The sequence below is a fragment of the Flavobacterium sp. S87F.05.LMB.W.Kidney.N genome (assembly GCF_004366435.1).
GTDB lineage: Bacteria > Bacteroidota > Bacteroidia > Flavobacteriales > Flavobacteriaceae > Flavobacterium.
In genome coordinates this window covers 112229-130909 of record NZ_SODX01000002.1, presented here as the reverse complement: position 1 = coordinate 130909, position 18681 = coordinate 112229, and the positions used below count along the sequence as shown (strand labels likewise).

At 32.8% G+C, this 18681-nt stretch carries 14 protein-coding genes; 7 read left to right on the top strand and 7 right to left on the bottom strand.

Annotation, left to right across the window (positions count from 1 at the left end; genetic code table 11):
- Positions 1-353: 353 nt before the first annotated feature.
- Positions 354-1736, bottom strand: coding sequence for a sialate O-acetylesterase (locus EDB96_RS06435; RefSeq protein WP_134139793.1), 1383 nt, complete (start codon positions 1734-1736; stop codon positions 354-356).
- Positions 1726-2826, bottom strand: a complete 1101-nt coding sequence (locus EDB96_RS06430) for an SGNH/GDSL hydrolase family protein (RefSeq protein WP_134139791.1) — start codon at positions 2824-2826, stop codon at positions 1726-1728. The genes EDB96_RS06435 and EDB96_RS06430 overlap by 11 nt, the downstream gene beginning before the upstream one ends.
- A 216-nt stretch (positions 2827-3042) precedes the next feature.
- Here EDB96_RS06430 and EDB96_RS06425 point away from each other — a divergent pair, with 216 nt between their 5' ends.
- The gene (locus tag EDB96_RS06425; RefSeq protein ID WP_134139789.1) at positions 3043-3552 is read left to right on the top strand and encodes a C40 family peptidase; all 510 of its coding nucleotides are present in this window, start codon (positions 3043-3045) and stop codon (positions 3550-3552) included.
- A gap of 162 nt (positions 3553-3714) precedes the next feature.
- Here the strand turns inward: EDB96_RS06425 and EDB96_RS06420 are convergent, their stop codons facing one another.
- Positions 3715-5295, bottom strand: coding sequence for a murein L,D-transpeptidase (locus EDB96_RS06420; RefSeq protein WP_134139787.1), 1581 nt, complete (start codon positions 5293-5295; stop codon positions 3715-3717).
- Positions 5296-5461: 166 nt separating this feature from the next.
- Complete coding sequence (locus EDB96_RS06415) at positions 5462-5878, bottom strand: DUF1573 domain-containing protein (protein ID WP_134139785.1); 417 nt, start codon at positions 5876-5878, stop codon at positions 5462-5464.
- A gap of 165 nt (positions 5879-6043) precedes the next feature.
- Between EDB96_RS06415 and EDB96_RS06410 the strand changes: the two genes are divergently transcribed.
- Positions 6044-7309 (top strand): sensor histidine kinase, encoded by a 1266-nt coding sequence (locus tag EDB96_RS06410; RefSeq protein WP_134139783.1) that lies wholly within the window; start codon positions 6044-6046, stop codon positions 7307-7309.
- Positions 7306-7992: a response regulator transcription factor gene (locus tag EDB96_RS06405; protein WP_057116860.1), complete on the top strand. Its 687-nt coding sequence runs from the start codon at positions 7306-7308 to the stop codon at positions 7990-7992. The genes EDB96_RS06410 and EDB96_RS06405 overlap by 4 nt, the downstream gene beginning before the upstream one ends.
- A 284-nt stretch (positions 7993-8276) precedes the next feature.
- Here EDB96_RS06405 and EDB96_RS06400 read toward each other — a convergent pair whose 3' ends face one another.
- On the bottom strand, positions 8277-8582 hold the full coding sequence (locus EDB96_RS06400; RefSeq protein WP_134139782.1) for a GIY-YIG nuclease family protein: 306 nt from the start codon (positions 8580-8582) through the stop codon (positions 8277-8279).
- Between the two features lie 94 nt (positions 8583-8676).
- On the opposite strand from EDB96_RS06400, the gene EDB96_RS06395 reads away from it, so the two are divergent.
- Positions 8677-9441 (top strand): MBL fold metallo-hydrolase, encoded by a 765-nt coding sequence (locus EDB96_RS06395; protein WP_057116862.1) that lies wholly within the window; start codon positions 8677-8679, stop codon positions 9439-9441.
- Here the strand turns inward: EDB96_RS06395 and EDB96_RS06390 are convergent.
- Positions 9438-11663: a B12-binding domain-containing radical SAM protein gene (locus EDB96_RS06390; RefSeq protein WP_134139781.1), complete on the bottom strand. Its 2226-nt coding sequence runs from the start codon at positions 11661-11663 to the stop codon at positions 9438-9440. The two genes, EDB96_RS06395 and EDB96_RS06390, sit on opposite strands and share 4 nt — an antisense overlap.
- 135 nt (positions 11664-11798) lie before the next feature.
- Here EDB96_RS06390 and EDB96_RS06385 point away from each other — a divergent pair, with 135 nt between their 5' ends.
- The gene (locus EDB96_RS06385; protein ID WP_134139779.1) at positions 11799-13868 is read left to right on the top strand and encodes a T9SS type B sorting domain-containing protein; all 2070 of its coding nucleotides are present in this window, start codon (positions 11799-11801) and stop codon (positions 13866-13868) included.
- A 71-nt stretch (positions 13869-13939) separates the two neighbouring features.
- Here the strand turns inward: EDB96_RS06385 and EDB96_RS06380 are convergent, their stop codons facing one another.
- Positions 13940-15217 (bottom strand): MFS transporter, encoded by a 1278-nt coding sequence (locus EDB96_RS06380; RefSeq protein ID WP_134139778.1) that lies wholly within the window; start codon positions 15215-15217, stop codon positions 13940-13942.
- Between the two features lie 271 nt (positions 15218-15488).
- Between EDB96_RS06380 and bshC the strand changes: the two genes are divergently transcribed.
- Both bshC and EDB96_RS06370 read left to right on the top strand, forming a co-directional pair.
- Complete coding sequence (bshC, locus tag EDB96_RS06375) at positions 15489-17078, top strand: bacillithiol biosynthesis cysteine-adding enzyme BshC (RefSeq protein WP_134139776.1); 1590 nt, start codon at positions 15489-15491, stop codon at positions 17076-17078.
- Positions 17079-17199: 121 nt separating this feature from the next.
- Positions 17200-18471, top strand: a complete 1272-nt coding sequence (locus EDB96_RS06370) for an acyltransferase family protein (protein ID WP_134139775.1) — start codon at positions 17200-17202, stop codon at positions 18469-18471.
- The last annotated feature ends 210 nt before the right edge of the window (positions 18472-18681 follow it).

The window sequence follows — 18681 nt, the reverse complement described above, 5'->3', positions numbered from 1 at the left end:
TGGTTTAGTTAGTTTTTTTTTAAGATACTGAGATTCTGAGATTCTAAGGTTCTGAGCTACTAAGTTTTTTGGGCGTGTCCCGCCGAAAAAGGCGGGTCGGGCTATCCGTTTCAAGTCCTCGCTCTTCCTTCGTCAGGCTGTGGGCTTTCCACTACTATCCCTCACGCAAGCATTTTCAAAAGACACAATCTTGTCATTGCGAGGAACGAAGCAACCTCAATAACAATTAGCCACAAACTGGATTTTGCAAATGTGGTTGCTTCGTTCCTCGTAATGACAAACTTTGGGTATTAACTTTGCGAGGCTTCTCCCGAAGCCTTGGGGTCGCTCAGCCTGACAAAAAAATCTAAAATCTAAAATTCCGACGTAAAACAAGAAGCCGGTAAATTCGCTTTATTAAACAAATCTGACTGTATTGTATTTCCCCATGCAAACCTCACTTTTGCAGGATTCACAACTTTTTTACTTGTCAAAATCACTTCGTTATTTTTAATCGAAGCTTCGGCTGGATAGAAAACGCCATCGCCTCCCGCTACTTCAAATTGATTCGATTTTTTATCTTTAAAATACAATCCATCAGCATAATCAAAAGAAACTACCACTTTATTTTTCTCAACTGTAATTACTTTAAATAGCGGTCCGTTAACCAAATTGGAATTGGCTTTGTAGGTTTCAGCCAAAGCCAAATTAGCAAGGCGAATTCCAACATCCTTTTTATTTTTGGGATGAATATCAATCGTATCTGAAATGTCACTGATAACGACCATTCCGGTTTTTGAAACTTCTTTCAATAATTTTCTTTGAGAATCTCTAACCGTAACATTTGAGAAATTATTACTTCCCGTTTTAAAAGGCGCAATTTGAACGTAATAAAACGGAAAGTCATCCTTCCATTCTTTTCTCCATGAGGTAATTAAGGCGCCTAAAGTTTTATCATAAACCAAAGAACCTACATTCGATTCTCCCTGATACCAAAGCGTTCCAGCAATTTTAAATCCGACAATTGGATAAATCATTGCATTATACGCACGGCCAGGCTGTCTTGGTCCGTATTCTTGTTCGTTTAGTTTTTTGGCATTTTCCAGTAAAAGCGGATCATTATTTACAACATCTTCCGGCATCCAGATTTCAGCTGGAGTTCCTCCCCAATTCGAAGAAATTAATCCTATTGGAACATTTTTTAAATCTTCACGAAGACGTTTGGCAAAAAAATAACCAACCGCACTAAAATATTTCATGGTTTCTGGAGTAGATTCTGTCCAGTTTCCTAAAAGATTATTTTGTGGACTTTCTGCAGTCAATTTCGGAACGGTAAAAAATCGAATATTCGGATTCGTTGCATTTTTCATTTCTTCTTCGCCATGGTCAATTCCCCAGCTTGCTGACATTTCCATATTAGACTGTCCCGAACAAAGCCAGACTTCGCCAATCAAAATATTTTTTAGAATAACTTCATTATAGCCTCTTATAGAAATCGTAAAAGGTCCGCCAGCCTCTGGAGTTTTAATCGTTATTTCCCATTTTGCCTGATTATTGGCAACGGTTTTATATTCCTGATTATTCCAGCCAGAAACCAGTTTTATTTCTTCTTTTGGATTTGCCCAACCCCAAATTTTCACTTGAGAATTGCGCTGTAAAACCATATTATCATTAAAAATATTCGGAAGCGAAACGTTTGCCATCATAGTATTGGAAATCAATAGAAAGAAAACAAACTTATAAATATTATTTTTCATGTAATAAGCTTTTTAAAAATGGAGCATATTCATCTGCCAAAACTTTGTGATCTGCCACATCTGGGTGCCCTGAACAACCTTTAGGCGTCATCGGCTTAAATTTGAAAATCTGAATTGCCTTATGCGCTTTATCATTCGCGAAAGCGTTTTTAACTTTATTTAGACAATCTTCAAAAACACCCCCTTTTTCTCCTCCAACCATTGGACTATTTGTAATTACAATCTGCACATTCGGATTATGGTTGTACAACATTTTGATGAAGTTTATGTAGTTCGAAACATACTTTTCTGGATTAAAAGGCAGACGTTCTTTCTTTCCGTCTCCACCAGAAAAATCATTGGTTCCCAAAGCGATACTGATAATATCTGGCTGAAAAGCAAAATCATATTTAGGTTTCGAAGGATCTTTCGTTAAATACAAATTCTGATAAACGTCGGGCATTATCGCTTCGTCTTTGTTTTCATCATTCCAGTTGCGATACATTCCAATTCCAGAAACACAGCTCATTAAATAATCAACACCAATAGCTCTGGAAAGCCTTGGTCCGTATGCATAATAACTGTTGTGATGATCCATATATTCTCCTTTATCACAAGGAATATCAGACGGATCACTTGCAGCGCCACAAGTAATAGAATCGCCGATAAATTCGATTTTCTTTTTCTTTTTAAAAGAAATTGTAGTCAGTTTTGCTGTTGTTCCAGCAAATAAAATATTACCGCTTTGTGCTTCTGTATTTTTATAGATTTCTAAACGATGTTCTTTTTTGTTTGAAGTCACTTTTATTGGAAATGTTTGAACATCACCTTTTTCAATCCTGATTTTTCCAATATATTTTCCATCCAAAACCAACTGAACATAATTATGATGTTCGTAAGAATCTACACTCTGAAGTGCAATTGAACATTCATTTCCAATAAAATTAAACGAAACCGAAGAAGCGGTTCCTATCAAAATGACTTGATCATTTTGAAGTTTATCAATTCGGCCTTGGTATAAAAAAGTTTTACTTGAATTTTGAGTTTGCGAAGTCGAAACGATCGAAATCAGCAAAAACGAAATTAAAAGAGCTATTTTTTTGGGAAACATAATTTATTTGTTAAAATATAAATACGATTCACAAATATATTTGAAATGAACTAGACAGAAAGATACTAAAATGTCAAAATGCAATAAAAAAACACCACATAAACACATCATTTGAAGGATAACGAATGCTATTTGTACTTTTAAAGGGTGTTTTTGTTCTTTTAAAATAAAATAACGGTTTATCTTTAACGTTTCAACTTATATTAGACTAAAAAAATGAGATCAATCCTTTATATTTTTTTACTTGCTCTTTTTTTGCTTTCTTCTTTCACTGTAAAAAGGGAAGAGAAACAAAAAATAACTCAATATCCTAAAATTGAAGCCGAAATTGATCGGGATTCTATTATTGCATATGCCAAACAATATTTAGGAACACCTTACTTGTACGCAGGCAGTAATCCGAAAAAAGGTTTTGACTGCTCTGGTTTTGTAAGTTATGTGTATAGCAATTTTGGATTGACATTGCCTAGAAGTTCTAGCGGTTATAAGAATTTGGGAAAAGCTCTAAAACCTGAAGATTTTAAGGTTGGAGATATTTTAGTTTTTTACGGTTACAAAGACAAAACTATAGTTGGTCATCTTGGAATTATATGCGAAGCCAACGGAATGCATTCTAAATTTATTCACGCCTCATCTGGAAAAGCACAGCAAGTTACGATTACAGCTCTTGATACAGAACATTACACCAAACGTTTTTATAAATGTATTGATGTGTTATCTAAATAGTTTTTGCCACAGATTAAAAGATTAGCACCCATTTTATATAATTCTTTTTAATCCATTAATCTCTGGGTTCGTTTTTTCCCTTCTGAATAAAACAAAATTTAAAAAACCATTTTTGGAATTTGGAATTTATCCAGCTTATTATTGGAATTGGAATTTAAAATTTTATTCTTCCGTCAATAGTTTCAACAGACTTTCATCTCTTTGATAAATGTCTTTATAGAAATTCAACTGCCCTTCGCGGTCTACCCACGCTGTAAAATATCCGATATAAACGGGAACTTTTTTCTTAAGTGTATACCAGCTTTCTTTTCCGGCGTGCATGGCTTTATCGATTCTGGCAGGATTCCACGATGGATCTGTCTTTAATAATTCAATTGCCAATTCACGAGGTTTTGCAACACGCACACAGCCGTGGCTAAAAGCTCTGCTTTCCCTTTCGAACAAACTTTTAGAAGGTGTATCATGCAGATAAATATTGCTTGAATTTGGAAACAAAAACTTCACTAATCCTAAAGAATTATTTTTTCCTGGAAGCTGGCGAACTGCCCCGTTATTCCACTCTAAATTTTTCTTTTGAAGATAGTTTTTATCTTTCGCCATTCCTGGTTTTATCTCTTTTGCAATAATACTCGGCGGCACATTCCAATACGGACTAAAAACAATATTGTTCATCATTCCGCTGAAAATTACGGTTTTTGTCATCGCTTTACCCACAACAACAGGCGAAGTAAAAGCAATTTTTCCATCCTCTATTAAATACAATTTAAATTCAGGAATGTTTACTTCGATGTACTTTTTCCCTTTTTCCAATTCAGGATCAATCCATCTGCAGCGTTCCATATTGGCGATTATGGTTTTTATTCTGTCAGAAACTGGAATATTCAAATCATTTATATGTTCTGCTAAAATGATATTTTTTGGAGCATAACCATGACGCAGTTCGTAGTTTTTCATGGCTTTTATTAAAACCGTATCACAAACTGCACTTTTAGTATCTTCTTTAAGATCTTTGGTTACAAAAAGTCTTTCTCTAATTTGAGCTATAACATTTGAAGAATCGCCTAATTTTAAACTTTTAAAATCGTCTCCCATTTCAATGGTTTTCCAGCCTCCTTTTTTCTCAATTTCTCTGTATTCTTTTAGAGCATCACGAAGTTTATAATATTGGCTGAACATCTTTCTTTTCTTATCGTCTAAAATGGTCGATTTTTTAAAGATAGAATCTGAAAGTACTTGATAATTGAACTTTTTACGAGGTAAAAGCCATTCTAAAGAAATAACCGTTTTTTCATCAAATCCTCCATATACTTTTTCGGCATAATAGTAATAGAGATTAGAAAGAAGTAAATCCGTATCTTCCTTTGATAATTTCTTGGCAGCATTATTATCAAAAACCAAATTCAATTGTTCGCTGTATGGAAAATTTGCTTTTAATCCTTCTTGATCCAGATTTTTGTATTGGTTGAATAAAGTATTACCAAATTCTACAACGCCTTTATTATCCTGCCACAATTGAGTTGATTTATTTTTTTGATATAAAGAAGTTACATCACTTTTAAATTTTGAAAGTTTCGGATAACTTTCATAAAATGCAGCAACGCGAGTACTGTCAATTGTAAGTTTTAATTCTGGAATTTTCTCAACTGTTTTTATCGAATTTTCCTCTTTTTTATCTGCTTTAGAGTTACACGAAAAAACAGTAAAAAGTACAACCGTAATAATAAGCGAATACCAAATTTTCATACCAGAATTTTTTATTAAAAGTAGAAAAAATTCTATTAAATCAAAGTCTTCGCAAATAAATCTTATTTATCTTTTTTTCTGATTTTAAAAGTAATTAAACTGCATAAAAAAAGCCCCAAACAATTACTTGTCTGGAGCTTGCCATATAACCAACCTATTAAAATTCTTAGATAACCGTACCTTTTAAAGTAAGGATTTTTGGTGCTGTTTCTGCACTAGTTGTTACAGTAACTGTTTTTGTAAATGCACCTTTGTTTGCAGCATTGTAAGTTGCAGTAACTTTTCCAGATTTTCCAACCTGAATTGGTTCTTTGGTGTAATCTGTAGCCGTACAACCGCAAGATCCTTTAACGTTTGTAATCACAACAGCTGTTTTTCCAGTATTTTTAAATTCGTAAACAATTGCCTTTGGAGTTCCTTGTGGAATTTGTCCAACATCTATTGTTTCTGCTTTCCAAGTAATTGTAGAAGCCGAAGTTTCTGAAATTTTAGTCTCTGAAACTAAAGATTTTACTGGAGCAATCGCCGAAAAAGACATTAGCCCTAAAGCCAAAGCTAACATCGAAATTTTAATCATTTTCATAACGGATATATTTAAAATGGTTTATAGTTCTAATTTGATATTACAAAGGTATTTCAGACAAAACCAAATCGCTGTTAACCACTTTCAAATGTTTGTTAATGACTTGTTAATCGCTTATTTTCAGGGTAAAATTGATTAATATTACACTTTTAAAATTCCTTATTCTTGAAAATTAATAAACTCAACAGCATCATTCTCTTAGGATTGGTAGCCATCATTAGTATTTTGGTGGCACAATTATTATGGACAAAAGAGGCTTTTACAATTGAACAAAAAAAGCTTAGCCAGAAAGCACATATTGCTTTACTGGAAGTGGCAAAAAAGCTCTATGAAGGAACAAATCATGAACTGCCGGTACAGAATCCCGTACAGAAAATATCCAACGATTATTATATTGTAAATGTCGATAATGAATTTGAACCTGAAATTTTAGAGTTTTATCTAAAAACGGAATTCAAAAAAATGAATATCACTACAGATTTTGAATACGCGATGTACAACTGCCAGAGTGATGAAATGATTTATGGTGATTATATTTCGCTTTCAAAGAAAAAAGCAGAATGCAAAAAAACTGTTTATTTCCCTAAGCATAAAAATCTGGTTTATTATTTCGCAGTACGTTTTCCTAATGAAACTACGTATTTATTTAGTTCTATGCGTTTTTGGTTTATCCTTTCAACGGCGTTAATTTTAATTTTACTGATTTATGTTTATTCTATTTTTAAACTTTTACAGCAAAAAAAATACTCTGAATTACAGCGTGATTTCATCAATAACATGACGCATGAGTTTAAAACGCCTCTGGCATCTATTCTTATCGCTTCTAAATATCTAATTGAGCAAAAGCCAATTAAAGATGATAAAAAGTTATATACTTATACCGATATTATTATTAGTCAAGGAAATAAGTTAAATAGCCATATTGAAAAAATTCTAAATGTTGCAAAAGCAGATTATGCTCCTTTAGAACTTAAAAAAGAGAATATCCTAATTGTTCCTATAATTGAAGAAGCAATTTCAAACATCAATTTAAAATATCCAGATGCTGTTTTTACCATTGAAACTTCATCGAATGATTATTCAATAGAAACTGATACTTTTCATTTTGCTAATTTAGTTTATAATTTATTGGATAATGCTGTAAAATACTGCAGCGTAAAGCCAGAAGTAATAATCAAAATTACCGAAGATAAAAATTGTTTAAAACTTGAGTTTATTGATAATGGAATCGGGATTACTCCTAAAAAAATATCTTTTATCTTTGATAAATTTTACCGTGTTCAGAACGAGAAAAGTAATGAAGTCAACGGATTTGGTCTCGGTTTATATTACGTAAAAGAAATCTGCTCACTGCAGAATTGGAAAATAAAAGCCGAAAATAATGTTGAAAAAGGAGTAACAATAACCTTATCAATTCCTTATAAAAAATGAGAAATTTCAAAATACTTTATGCCGAAGACGACGAAACTCTTGCATTTTTAACCAAAGATAATTTGGAGCAGAATAATTATGAAGTAATTCATTGTTCTGACGGAAAAGCGGCGTTGCAAACTTTTGAAGAAGAAGATTTTGATATCTGCATTTTTGATATTATGATGCCAAAAATGGATGGTTTTGATTTGGCAGAAGCTATTAGAAAAATCGATCTTGATATTCCTATCATTTTTCTTTCGGCAAAAACTTTAAAAGAAGACCGAATTAAAGGATTACGTCTGGGAGCCGATGATTATTTGGTAAAACCTTTTAGTATTGAGGAATTACTTTTGAAAATTGAGATTTTTTTAAAACGTTCGCAGAAAAATATTGCGCCTGTAAAAACTATTTATGAAGTTGGGAAATATCAGTTTGACACTAAAAATTTTATTCTTTTTAATGAAGAAGAAAAAGTAGGTCTTACCCAGCGTGAAGCCGAATTATTGAAACTCTTTCTAGATCATAAAAATTCGGTTTTAAAGCGCGAACAAATCTTAACCTCTTTGTGGGGAACAGACGATTATTTTATGGGCAGAAGTCTTGACGTTTTTATTTCGCGTCTTCGCAAAATATTAGCAAATGAACAAGGCATCTCAATTGAAAACCTTCATGGCATTGGGTTTCGATTTTCTATTGGATAACCAGTTTTAAGAAATATAATCGTACAGTATGTCATTCCGACGAAGGAGGAATCTCCGCGACAATATTCCGCAAAGTTATGACCAATCTTTGAGGAGCTACTTGCGGAGATTCCTCCTTCGTCGGAATGACATACAGAATGTTCAAATTTACCTATAAATAAAACTTAACGCAAGGTTTATACACAGTCATGACAAATCTTTGGCGAGTTACTTATGGAGATTCCTCCTTCGTCGGAATGACAAACTAAACTATTAAACCTTTTCTGATCAAATCTCTTCGTAAATTAATAGTTTAAAAAATCTAAGTCAGGATTCATAGTTTTTATTAATGCTATTTTCTTCTCTCTCCTCCATCCTTTAATTTCTTTTTCACGTGCTATTGCTTCCTGAATCCAATTAAATTTTTCATAGTAAAGCAAAAACTCAACTTTATAGTTAGACACAAAAGTTTTATTCTCAAGTAGAATATTTTCTTTATATTTCAACAATCTATTTTTAAGGTTATTTGTAACACCAACATAAAAAACAGATCTCGCTTTATTTGTAAGAATATAAATGAAATAGGTATGAAAACCTTCTTGTAAATACATAAACAAAATGATAACAATTTTGCTAAAAATAAAGAAAAATCTGTAAATAGATTTTCGAAAAACTTTGTATTTTTAATATCTAAATTTCCTTGATATGAAATTACATCATTTGCGAAATGCTACTTTGGTGATTGAAACAGAAAAGCATGTCATTTTAGTGGACCCAATGTTAGGCAAAAGAAAAACAATTCCGCCTTTTACTATTTTTAGATACAAGCCCAAAAGAAATCCGCTGGTGGCACTGCCAAAAAACAGCCGAGAAATATTAAGCCGAGTTACACATTGCTTAATTACTCATTTGCATCCAGATCATATTGATAAAGCCGGCGAAGTATTTTTACGAAGAAAAAGTGTTCCTGTAATCTGCAGTTCAAAGGACGAAAAAGCACTTCTTCAAAGAGGACTGACTGTTATTCAAACTTTAGAATATTGGGAACCTCAAAAATTTTTAGACGGAAAAATAACTGGAATTCCTGCCATTCATGGTTACGGTTTTATCTCTAAACTTATGGGAAATGTAATGGGATTTCTTATCGAATTGGCAGATCAAAAATCAATTTATATAAGCTCTGACACTATTTTTACCGAACATGTCGAAAAAGTTCTAACACAGCTAAAACCAGATATTTCGATTGTCGCCTGCGGTACTGCGCGATTAGATATCGGACAGCCATTATTAATGCGAATGGATGACATTTTGAAATTTGCAACCCTTGCTCCAGGAAAAGTTCTTGCCAATCATTTAGAAGCTTTAAATCATTGCCCAACAACTAGATTTCAATTACGATCTGCTCTTTCAGATCATGGGCTTTTAACAAAAACGTCTATTCCTAAAGATGGTGAATGTTTGGAGTATTAAAGCACTAATAATCCAAATTCACGAAGCGTATTTATAGGTTTAGAATACCAAAATAATTCGAAATCTTCTAATGAAGTTTCGAAATCATTTTTCACTTCTTGAAAGGTATAATTTTTAGCACTTGAAATTGAAATTTTAGACAAGATTGAAATCAGCCACTCCCCTTCTTCTTTGCTGGTTTGAATATTGAAACTTTCTTTTTTATCGTGAAAGGTTAAAGACATCATTTCCCAGCTTCTTCCTTTTTTCGATTTTATAAAAATTTCAGCAGATGGTTTTCCGCCAAGCCAAACCACTTTTGCATTTGGTTTTGTATTGAAATCATTTTGTTCCTGAAGTGCATCAAAAATAAAATCGGGATGAATTTTGGTTTTCGGAATTTTAAAATCAAACCAGTCTTGCAATTCATAATCAAAACAGATTCCGTGCATGAAATTAAAAAGTGATTTCTTTAATCCGAAACTGAATTTATCATGATTAATTCCTGTAGAATCTGTGTAATCAATATCGTTATTGGCAAAAGTTCCAATTGCTTCTGTTTTTTTGGTTACGCCAAATTTTTCAGGATATAATCCGACAGGACTATGAGCTGTTAAAGCAAATTGATGCCAAAATCCAGATTGTAAAACTCCTGCTTCAAACAATTGACGCACCATTTCGAGACTGTCAACTGTTTCCTGAATGGTCTGCGTTGGATATCCGTACATTAAATACGCATGAACCATAATTCCGGCTTCAGTAAAATTTCGAGTCACTTTCGCGACCTGTTCTACAGTTACACCTTTATCAATTAATTTTAATAATCGATCTGAGGCTACTTCCAAACCACCAGAAACAGCAATACAACCAGAAGCTTTTAGCAATAAACATAAATCTTTTGAAAAACTTTTTTCAAAGCGAATATTCGTCCACCAGGTTACGGCCAGTTTTCTTTTTAGAATTTCAAGCGCCAAAGCACGCATTAAAGCCGGCGGTGCAGCTTCATCAACAAAATGGAATCCGTTTTGTCCAGTTTGTTCGATCAATTCTTCCATTCGATCACAAAGCAGACTTGCTGCAACGGGTTCGTAGACTTTTATATAATCTAATGAAATATCGCAGAATGTACATTTTCCCCAATAACAGCCGTGCGCCATTGTAAGCTTATTCCAACGTCCGTCACTCCACATTCTATGCATCGGATTTACAATTTCAATTACTGAAATATATTTATCCAAAGGCAGATCTGAATAATCCGGAGTTCCTACGTAAGCTTGTTTGTAGTCGTGTTTTAGTGAATTATTTTTATAGACAACTTCTCCGTTTTCTAATAAAAATGTTCTTTTGTATCGCTTCTCGACTTCGCTCGAAGTGACAGTATTTGGATTTTGTAAGTTGAAAATTAATTCTTCAATTGGAACTTCTCCATCATCTAGCGTAATAAAATCGAAAAATTCAAAAACGCGTTTATCAGAAAGTGAGCGTAATTCTGTATTTGGGAAACCACCTCCCATCGAAATTTTAATTTCGGGATGATTCTGTTTTACCCATTGTGCGCAACGAAAAGCACTGTATAAATTTCCAGGAAAAGGAACTGAAATTAAAAACAAAGTTGGTTTTACAGCTTCAATTTTTGCTTTCAAAAGCGAAATCAAAATCGAATCAATATAAGTTGGTTTCTGTTGAAGTGCTTCGTACAATTCATCAAAAGAATTTGCACTTCGGCCTAAACGTTCGGCATATCTGCTGAAACCAAAATTATCGTCGACACATTCGACAATAAAATCTGAAATGTCTTCGAGGTATAAAGTTGCTAAGTGTTTGGCTTTATCCTGTGTTCCCATTGTTCCAAAAGCCCAATCGAGTTCTTCTAACTGTGCAAAACGAGAAGCTTCTGGCAGAAAATCTTCCTGACAAATCTGCAATGCCAAAGTTGGATTTTTTCCCTGCAAAAACTGGATTACAGAATCAATCGTCTTGATGTATTCGTCTTGTAAAGCAAAAATTCTTTTGGAATTATCTGAAACTTCAATATTTGTAACTTCAAATCTGAAACTTGAAACTTGAAACAAATCAATTAATCCTTTTTTCGAAAACAATTCTAAAATCACATCAATCCCCAAATCAGCCTGAGCCGATTCGATATTTTTGGTATTTAGAAAACCTTTTATATAAGCCGTTGCCGGATACGGAGTATTCAGTTGGGTAAATGGAGGCGTAATTACAAAAAGTTTTGTTTTCAAGAGGAATTATTTTTTTGCAAAAATACGAGATATTTGGAGACTTTTAAGTTAAAGATTTTTAGCCGCTCTGTTTTAAGTTTCTGATTTTGTATTGTAGGATATTTAACTACATTTGTCGACATCCAAAATAATCAAATGAAACAAACTTTACTTTTATATTTCATATTCTTCACAGCATCAATTACAGCACAAAATATTCAATGGCAAAATACTATTGGTGGTAATGATTATGATTGGTGTGACTTCATAGAAAAAACAAGTGACGGAAATTACATTTCTGGAGGATATTCATACTCAAATATTTCTGGAGATAAAAATGAAAACTCAAGAGGACAAAATGATTTTTGGTTTTTTAAACTTGATGATTTAACTGGTAATTTGTTATGGCAAAAAACTATTGGCGGTACTAGCAACGACCACTTAGTTTCTGCGAAAGAAACCACAGATGGAGGTTACATATTAGGCGGATATAGCTCGTCTGGAATTTCTGGCGAAAAAACTCAAAATACTAAAGGAGGTGACGACTATTGGGTTGTAAAGCTTGATTCTAATAGAAATATCGTTTGGGACAAAACATATGGAGGAACTGGTACAGATAGATTAACATGTATAATTGAAACTGAAGACGGAGGTTATTTAATTGGTGGAGAATCTGATTCTAATATTTCTGGCGATAAAAATGAAAACTCGAAAGGCAGTATTGACATCTGGGTTATCAAGATAGATAATCTAGGGACAATAGTCTGGCAAAAAACAATTGGAGGAAATGCTGCCGATTTAATTTCATCTATCAGTAAAACAAATGATCATAAGTATGTTGTAGTCTCATCTTCAAGTTCTAATATATCTGGTGACAAAACTCAAAATTCCAAAGGAATTTTTGATTACTGGATTTTAAAACTTGATCTTGACGGATCCATCATTTGGCAAAATACTATTGGCGGAAATAATGGAGATTATGCAAAATCAATAATAGCAACAGCTGATGGAAACTATTTTATTGGTGGAGATTCTTCTTCTAAAATATCAGGTGATAAAACAGAAAACACTATAAATAACTCTAATGATGTCTGGCTTGTAAAATTAAATAACAATGGACAATTAATTTGGCAGAAGAATTTTGGAGGCGATGATACTGAAATTTTTTCTAATATGAGATTAACATCTGATAATGGTTTGGTTCTAGGAATAATGTCTTACTCAGGAATTTCTGGAATGAAAACAGAAGCTTCTCAAGGTAACCGCGATTATTGGATTATAAAACTAGATTCAAATAATATATTGGAATGGGATAAGGCTTTTGGAGGTTCTAGTGTTGATCAGACCCAGTCTATAGTTCAATCTAATGATGGTTCTTATGTTATTGCCGGCTGGTCACAATCTGATATTTCTGGAGACAAAACTGAAAACAAAAGTGGTCTGCAAGATTTTTGGATTCTTAAATTTAATGTTTGCAATACCGCAGAACCAATTGCCGATCTCTCACAATCTTTCTGCACACAACAAAATGCAACTTTAAGTGATGTTCAAATTATTGGACAAAATATAAAATGGTACGACACCGGCTTTTCCGCATATTCTTTACCAAGTACAACTGTACTGGAAAACGATAGAACTTATTATGTTTCGCAAACTCTAAACAACTGCGAAAGCGAAAGATTAGCAATTACTGTAAAAATTCAAGATACACCAAATCCAATTGCTAATTCTCCACAGCAATTTTGCATTCAAAAAAATGCTACCATTAATGATATTGAAATTATTGGACAAAATATAAAATGGTATGAAAGTACTTCCTCAAATAATACTTTATCTGAAGAAATATTCCTAGAAAATGGAATTACCTATTATGCTTCTCAAACCATAAGCAATTGCGAAAGTAATAGAATTCCAATTACAATAAATATTTTAGAAGCAACAACTGGTGATTGTATCAATTTAGTTGAGCAACTTCCTTTTCCGAAATTTTTCACTCCAAATGGTGATGGCTTTAATGACCTTTGGACAATTGATCCAGATTATTTAGCACCAAATACAGGAATTAAAATTTTTGACAGATATGGAAAATTCATTAAAGAATTAGCTCCAAGCGCTTCTTGGGACGGAACCTATCTCGGTCATCAAGAACCTGTCGCAGATTATTGGTTTATTGTAAAAAGATTAAATGGAACAGAATTTAGGGGTCATTTTAGTTTAAAAAGATAAATAAACAGAAAGTCCGCAAGGTAAATTAATACGTTGCGGACTTTGCTTAAATCTTATTGTCTAGGTATAAATTAAAATTTATGCTCGTCTTTACTAATTACCAAAAATGAAATTAAAGAAATAAACGCAGCAGCTGTTAAATACAAACCTACGTAACTCACACTGTAAGTTGAAGCCAGCCAAATCGCAATCATAGGTGCGAAAGCAGCGCCTAGAATTCCTGCCATATTAAAAGTTAGTGAAGCACCTGAATAACGAACGTTTGTTGGAAATAACTCAGATAGAAAAGTTCCAAGCGGGCCGTAAGTAAATCCCATTAAAGCCATTCCGATGCAGGCAAATGTGGTCACTAAAACAATATTTCCTGAGCTTAAAAAGTAAGAAAAGAAAAAGCCGAAAATTGCGATTGCCGCCGTCGCAATAATAAGCATTTTACGACGTCCGATTCTATCAGCCACTACAGCCGAAACTGGAATAAAAATAGCAAAAAACAATACCGAAAATAATTGTATTAATAAACCATCTCTTTTTACAATTCCTAAGTCCGAAGTTGCCCAGCTTAATGTAAAAACTGTCATTAAGTAAAAAACTAAAAAGGTTGTAATCGCTGCAAAGGTTCCAAAAATAAGTTGATTTTTGTATGATTTAACTAATTCTAAAAATGGGACTTTTACTTCTTCGTGTTCTTTTTTAGAATTTTCAAAAGAAGGGGTTTCCGTAATTTTGGTTCTAATATAAAACCCTACTATTACCAAAAGCGAACTGGCAATAAACGGAATTCTCCACCCATAATCCATAAAATCCTCATTGCTCATAGAATCCGTTAATAGTAGAAAAGTTCCACCAGAGAGTAACAAACCTATTGGAGCGCCCAATTGTGGAAACATTCCGTACCAAGCACGTTTATTTGGCGGTGCATTCTCAATCGCTAATAAAACAGCTCCTCCCCATTCGCCTCCTAAACCAACGCCCTGCCCGAAACGGCATAGCATCAATAATAATGGAGCGGCAACACCAATACTGGCGTAACTTGGCAAAAATCCGATTGTAACTGTCGAAATTCCCATAGTCAGCAAAGCTGCAACCAAAGTAAATTTACGACCGATTTTATCTCCATAATGTCCAAAAAAAGCAGAACCTAACGGACGGGATAAAAATGCAATTGAAAAAGTAGCTAAAGATTCTAATGTCGCCATTGTAGAATCTGAACTTGGAAAAAATAACTGAGGGAAAACCAACACCGCGGCGTTGGCATAAATATAAAAATCAAAAAATTCGATTGTCGTGCCAATAAGGCTTCCAAAAAGAACATGTTTTAGGGAGTTCTTTTGATTCGGGTTCGTTTTCATGTAAAATAGATATAACTTTTTTTTTGATTACAAAAATATAGTTTCATTACCAATAATTCATCTTTAATAGAATTAGTTTTAGAACACTTATGCTTTTTAACAAATTTCATGTATTTTACATTTTAAAAATAAGCATTTGATCTGTTTTTAAAATCTTGATTACTGGAACTTTAAAAGAAAAATCAAAAATCAAATCTTAAGCAATCGTTAAAAGAGTTTTTAACTGTATATTTTCATTAAATTTACAGCTGTCAAAAATAAATTTAAAATTATGCCTACCGACTGTATCAGCTTTCAATCTTCTGGATATTTTTCTAAATTGATGCAAGATTATTTAGATCAAAAAACAGAATTAAAACCGCTGTACAACAACTTCCCTACACTGGAAAATTTCGAAAAACAGATTGCAGAAAAAGCATCTAATTTTGATAACAATAATAGAACTGCATTAGTTGATACTTTAAAAAAACAATATGAAAATATTGATATTTCAGAATCAACTCAACATAACATCACTCTTTTAGCGTTAGAAAATACGTTTACAATTACAACTGGCCACCAATTAAATCTATTCACTGGCCCGTTGTATTTCTTATATAAAATTATCTCTACTATTAATTTAACTAAAGAATTAAAATCGAAATATCCTTCTTATAATTTTGTGCCTGTTTATTGGATGGCGACTGAAGATCACGATTTTGAAGAAATTAATTATTTTAATTTTAAAGGGAAAAAAATCCGTTGGAATGCCGAAAGCACGGGTCCTGTCGGCAGGTTATCTACAAAAGGACTAGAAGATTTATTTGAAGTTTATTCTAAAGAATTAGGTTCAAGCTCAAATGCAAATACCTTAAAAGATCTATTTGAAGAAGCCTATTTAAAACATGAAAATCTGGCTGATGCTACACGTTTCTTGGCAAATAGTCTTTTTTCAAATTACGGTTTAGTTATTATAGATGCTGACAATACCGATTTAAAGCGTGTTTTTATTCCATATGTAAAAAATGAGTTAGAAAATCAAACGTCATTTAAGGAAGTTCAAAAATCGATTGAAAATCTTTCAGATTATACTGTTCAGGTAAATCCGAGAGAAATTAATTTATTTTATATAGAAGATAAACTCCGCGAACGAATAATTTTTGAAGATGATAAATATTGGGTTAACAACACTAAAATTTCATTCTCTAAAGAAGAAATTCTAAAATTAGTTGACAGCAATCCTGAAAAATTCAGTCCAAATGTAATCATGCGTCCGTTATATCAGGAAATTATTCTGCCAAATCTTTGCTACATTGGCGGAGGCGGTGAAATTGCTTATTGGTTAGAATTAAAAGCATTTTTTGATGCCGTAAACATTACTTTCCCGATCTTATTGGTTCGAAATTCGGTTCTTTTAGCTACAGAAAAACAAGCTAAAAAAGCTGATAATTTAAATTTAAGCTGGAAAGATTTATTTAGTAAATCTGAAGTTTTAATTAATGCTATTACCCGTAAACTATCTCCTTTTCCAATTGATTTAACTGAACAAAAAGAAGCGCTTGAAAAGCAATTTAATTATCTTTTTGAGTTGGCCGAAAAGACCGACAAATCTTTTAGTGGCGCTGTAAAAGCACAAGAAGTAAAGCAGAAAAAAGGTTTAGAAAATCTGGAGAAACGTTTATTAAAAGCTCAGAAGAGAAAACTCCAAGATCAATTACAGCGTGTAACTGATTTGCAATGCGAATTGTTTCCAAATTATAGTCTTCAAGAACGTCAGGCAAACTTCTCTGAATTTTATCTAGAAAATGGAGAACAGCTAATTCCGCTTTTAATTCAGAAATTAAAACCGTTGGAAAATAATTTTAACATCATAATCACCTAAAATAATTATCTTTAAAAAATTAAAGTAAGTATTTCGGAACAAATAACCAGCTCATTTCCGAGATTATTGCTCTCTCAAACCAAATAGAATTATTTTTATAACCTATTAACTAACTAACCAAATGGTAAGAGAACGCCTAATTTCGCTTGATGTCTTTCGCGGACTGACTATTCTATTAATGACTATTGTAAACAATCCCGGTGACTGGGGAAATGTTTATCCGCCGCTTTTACACGCACACTGGAACGGCTGTACACCAACCGATCTTGTATTTCCGTTTTTTATATTTATAATGGGAGTTGCGGTTCCACTTGCAATGCCGGATAAAGTTTACGACGATACTACATTTAATAAAATACTCATTCGTTCTCTAAGAATGTTATGTCTTGGTATATTTTTTAACTTCTTTGGAAAAATTCAATTATTTGGTCTAGACGGAATTCCCCTTCTTATTGGTCGACTAGCGATAACCATTGCAGTAGGATATGCTTTAATGGGAAGTTTTAGTACTAAAGTAAAAAATATTTTAGCTTTTAGTATATTAATCATCTATCTCATTTTAACCTACGGCGGTTTCGAAAACTACCAAGACGTTAGACTTCCAGGAGTTTTACAACGTATTGCAATAGTCTATTTTGTAGTTTCACTTTTATATTTAAAAACATCTAAAAAAACACAAATTATTACTGGAGCTGTTTTACTTCTAGGATATTGGGCAGTGATGACTTTAATCCCCGTTCCTGGAATTGGAGAGGCAAATTTAGAACGAGGAACTAATTTAGCTGCATGGGTTGACAGTATACTTCTAAAAGGACATATGTACCATGAAACTAATACCTGGGATCCTGAAGGGATTTTGAGTACGATTCCTTCAATAGTAAACGGAATTATTGGTTTATTGATCGGACAATTATTACTACAAAATATTTTAAAAACCGAGAAGGCAAAAAAAATGGCAATTGCCGGAATCGCTTTAATTATTGGAGGATTAATTTGGAATTTTGTATTTCCAATTAATAAATCACTTTGGAGCAGCAGTTATGTTTTGTATACTACAGGTTTAGCTTCAACTTGTCTCGCTTTACTGTATTATATAATTGATATTGCCGAATATAAAAAAGGCTTTAAATTATTTGTTATCTGGGGTGTAAATCCAATGATTGTATTCTTTGCTTCACAGATTATTCCGCAGGCATTGACTATGATTCGATTTCAAAATCCGCAAAACCCACAAGAACAAACCAATCTTTTAGATTATTTATACCGCTCCGGAATTGCACCATTTTTCAGCAATCCAATGACAGCATCTCTCGCAGGTGCTTTAACTTATGTAGCAATCTGGACATTTATTTTATGGATTTTCTACAGAAACAAACTGATTTTCAAAGTATAAAACAATTTAACTAGATCTAATATAAAGACATACAAAGTGTATTTTTTATTGTTATAATTATGCTTTTTATATTAAATACATGACAGTATATCGCTAATTATTACTTAAATAGTTCTCAAAAGACATTTTTATTAACCAAAACACCTTACAATCAAGTTTTAATTATGAATTTATTAAAATCAATTGATAAAAAAAGTATACTTTTGCACA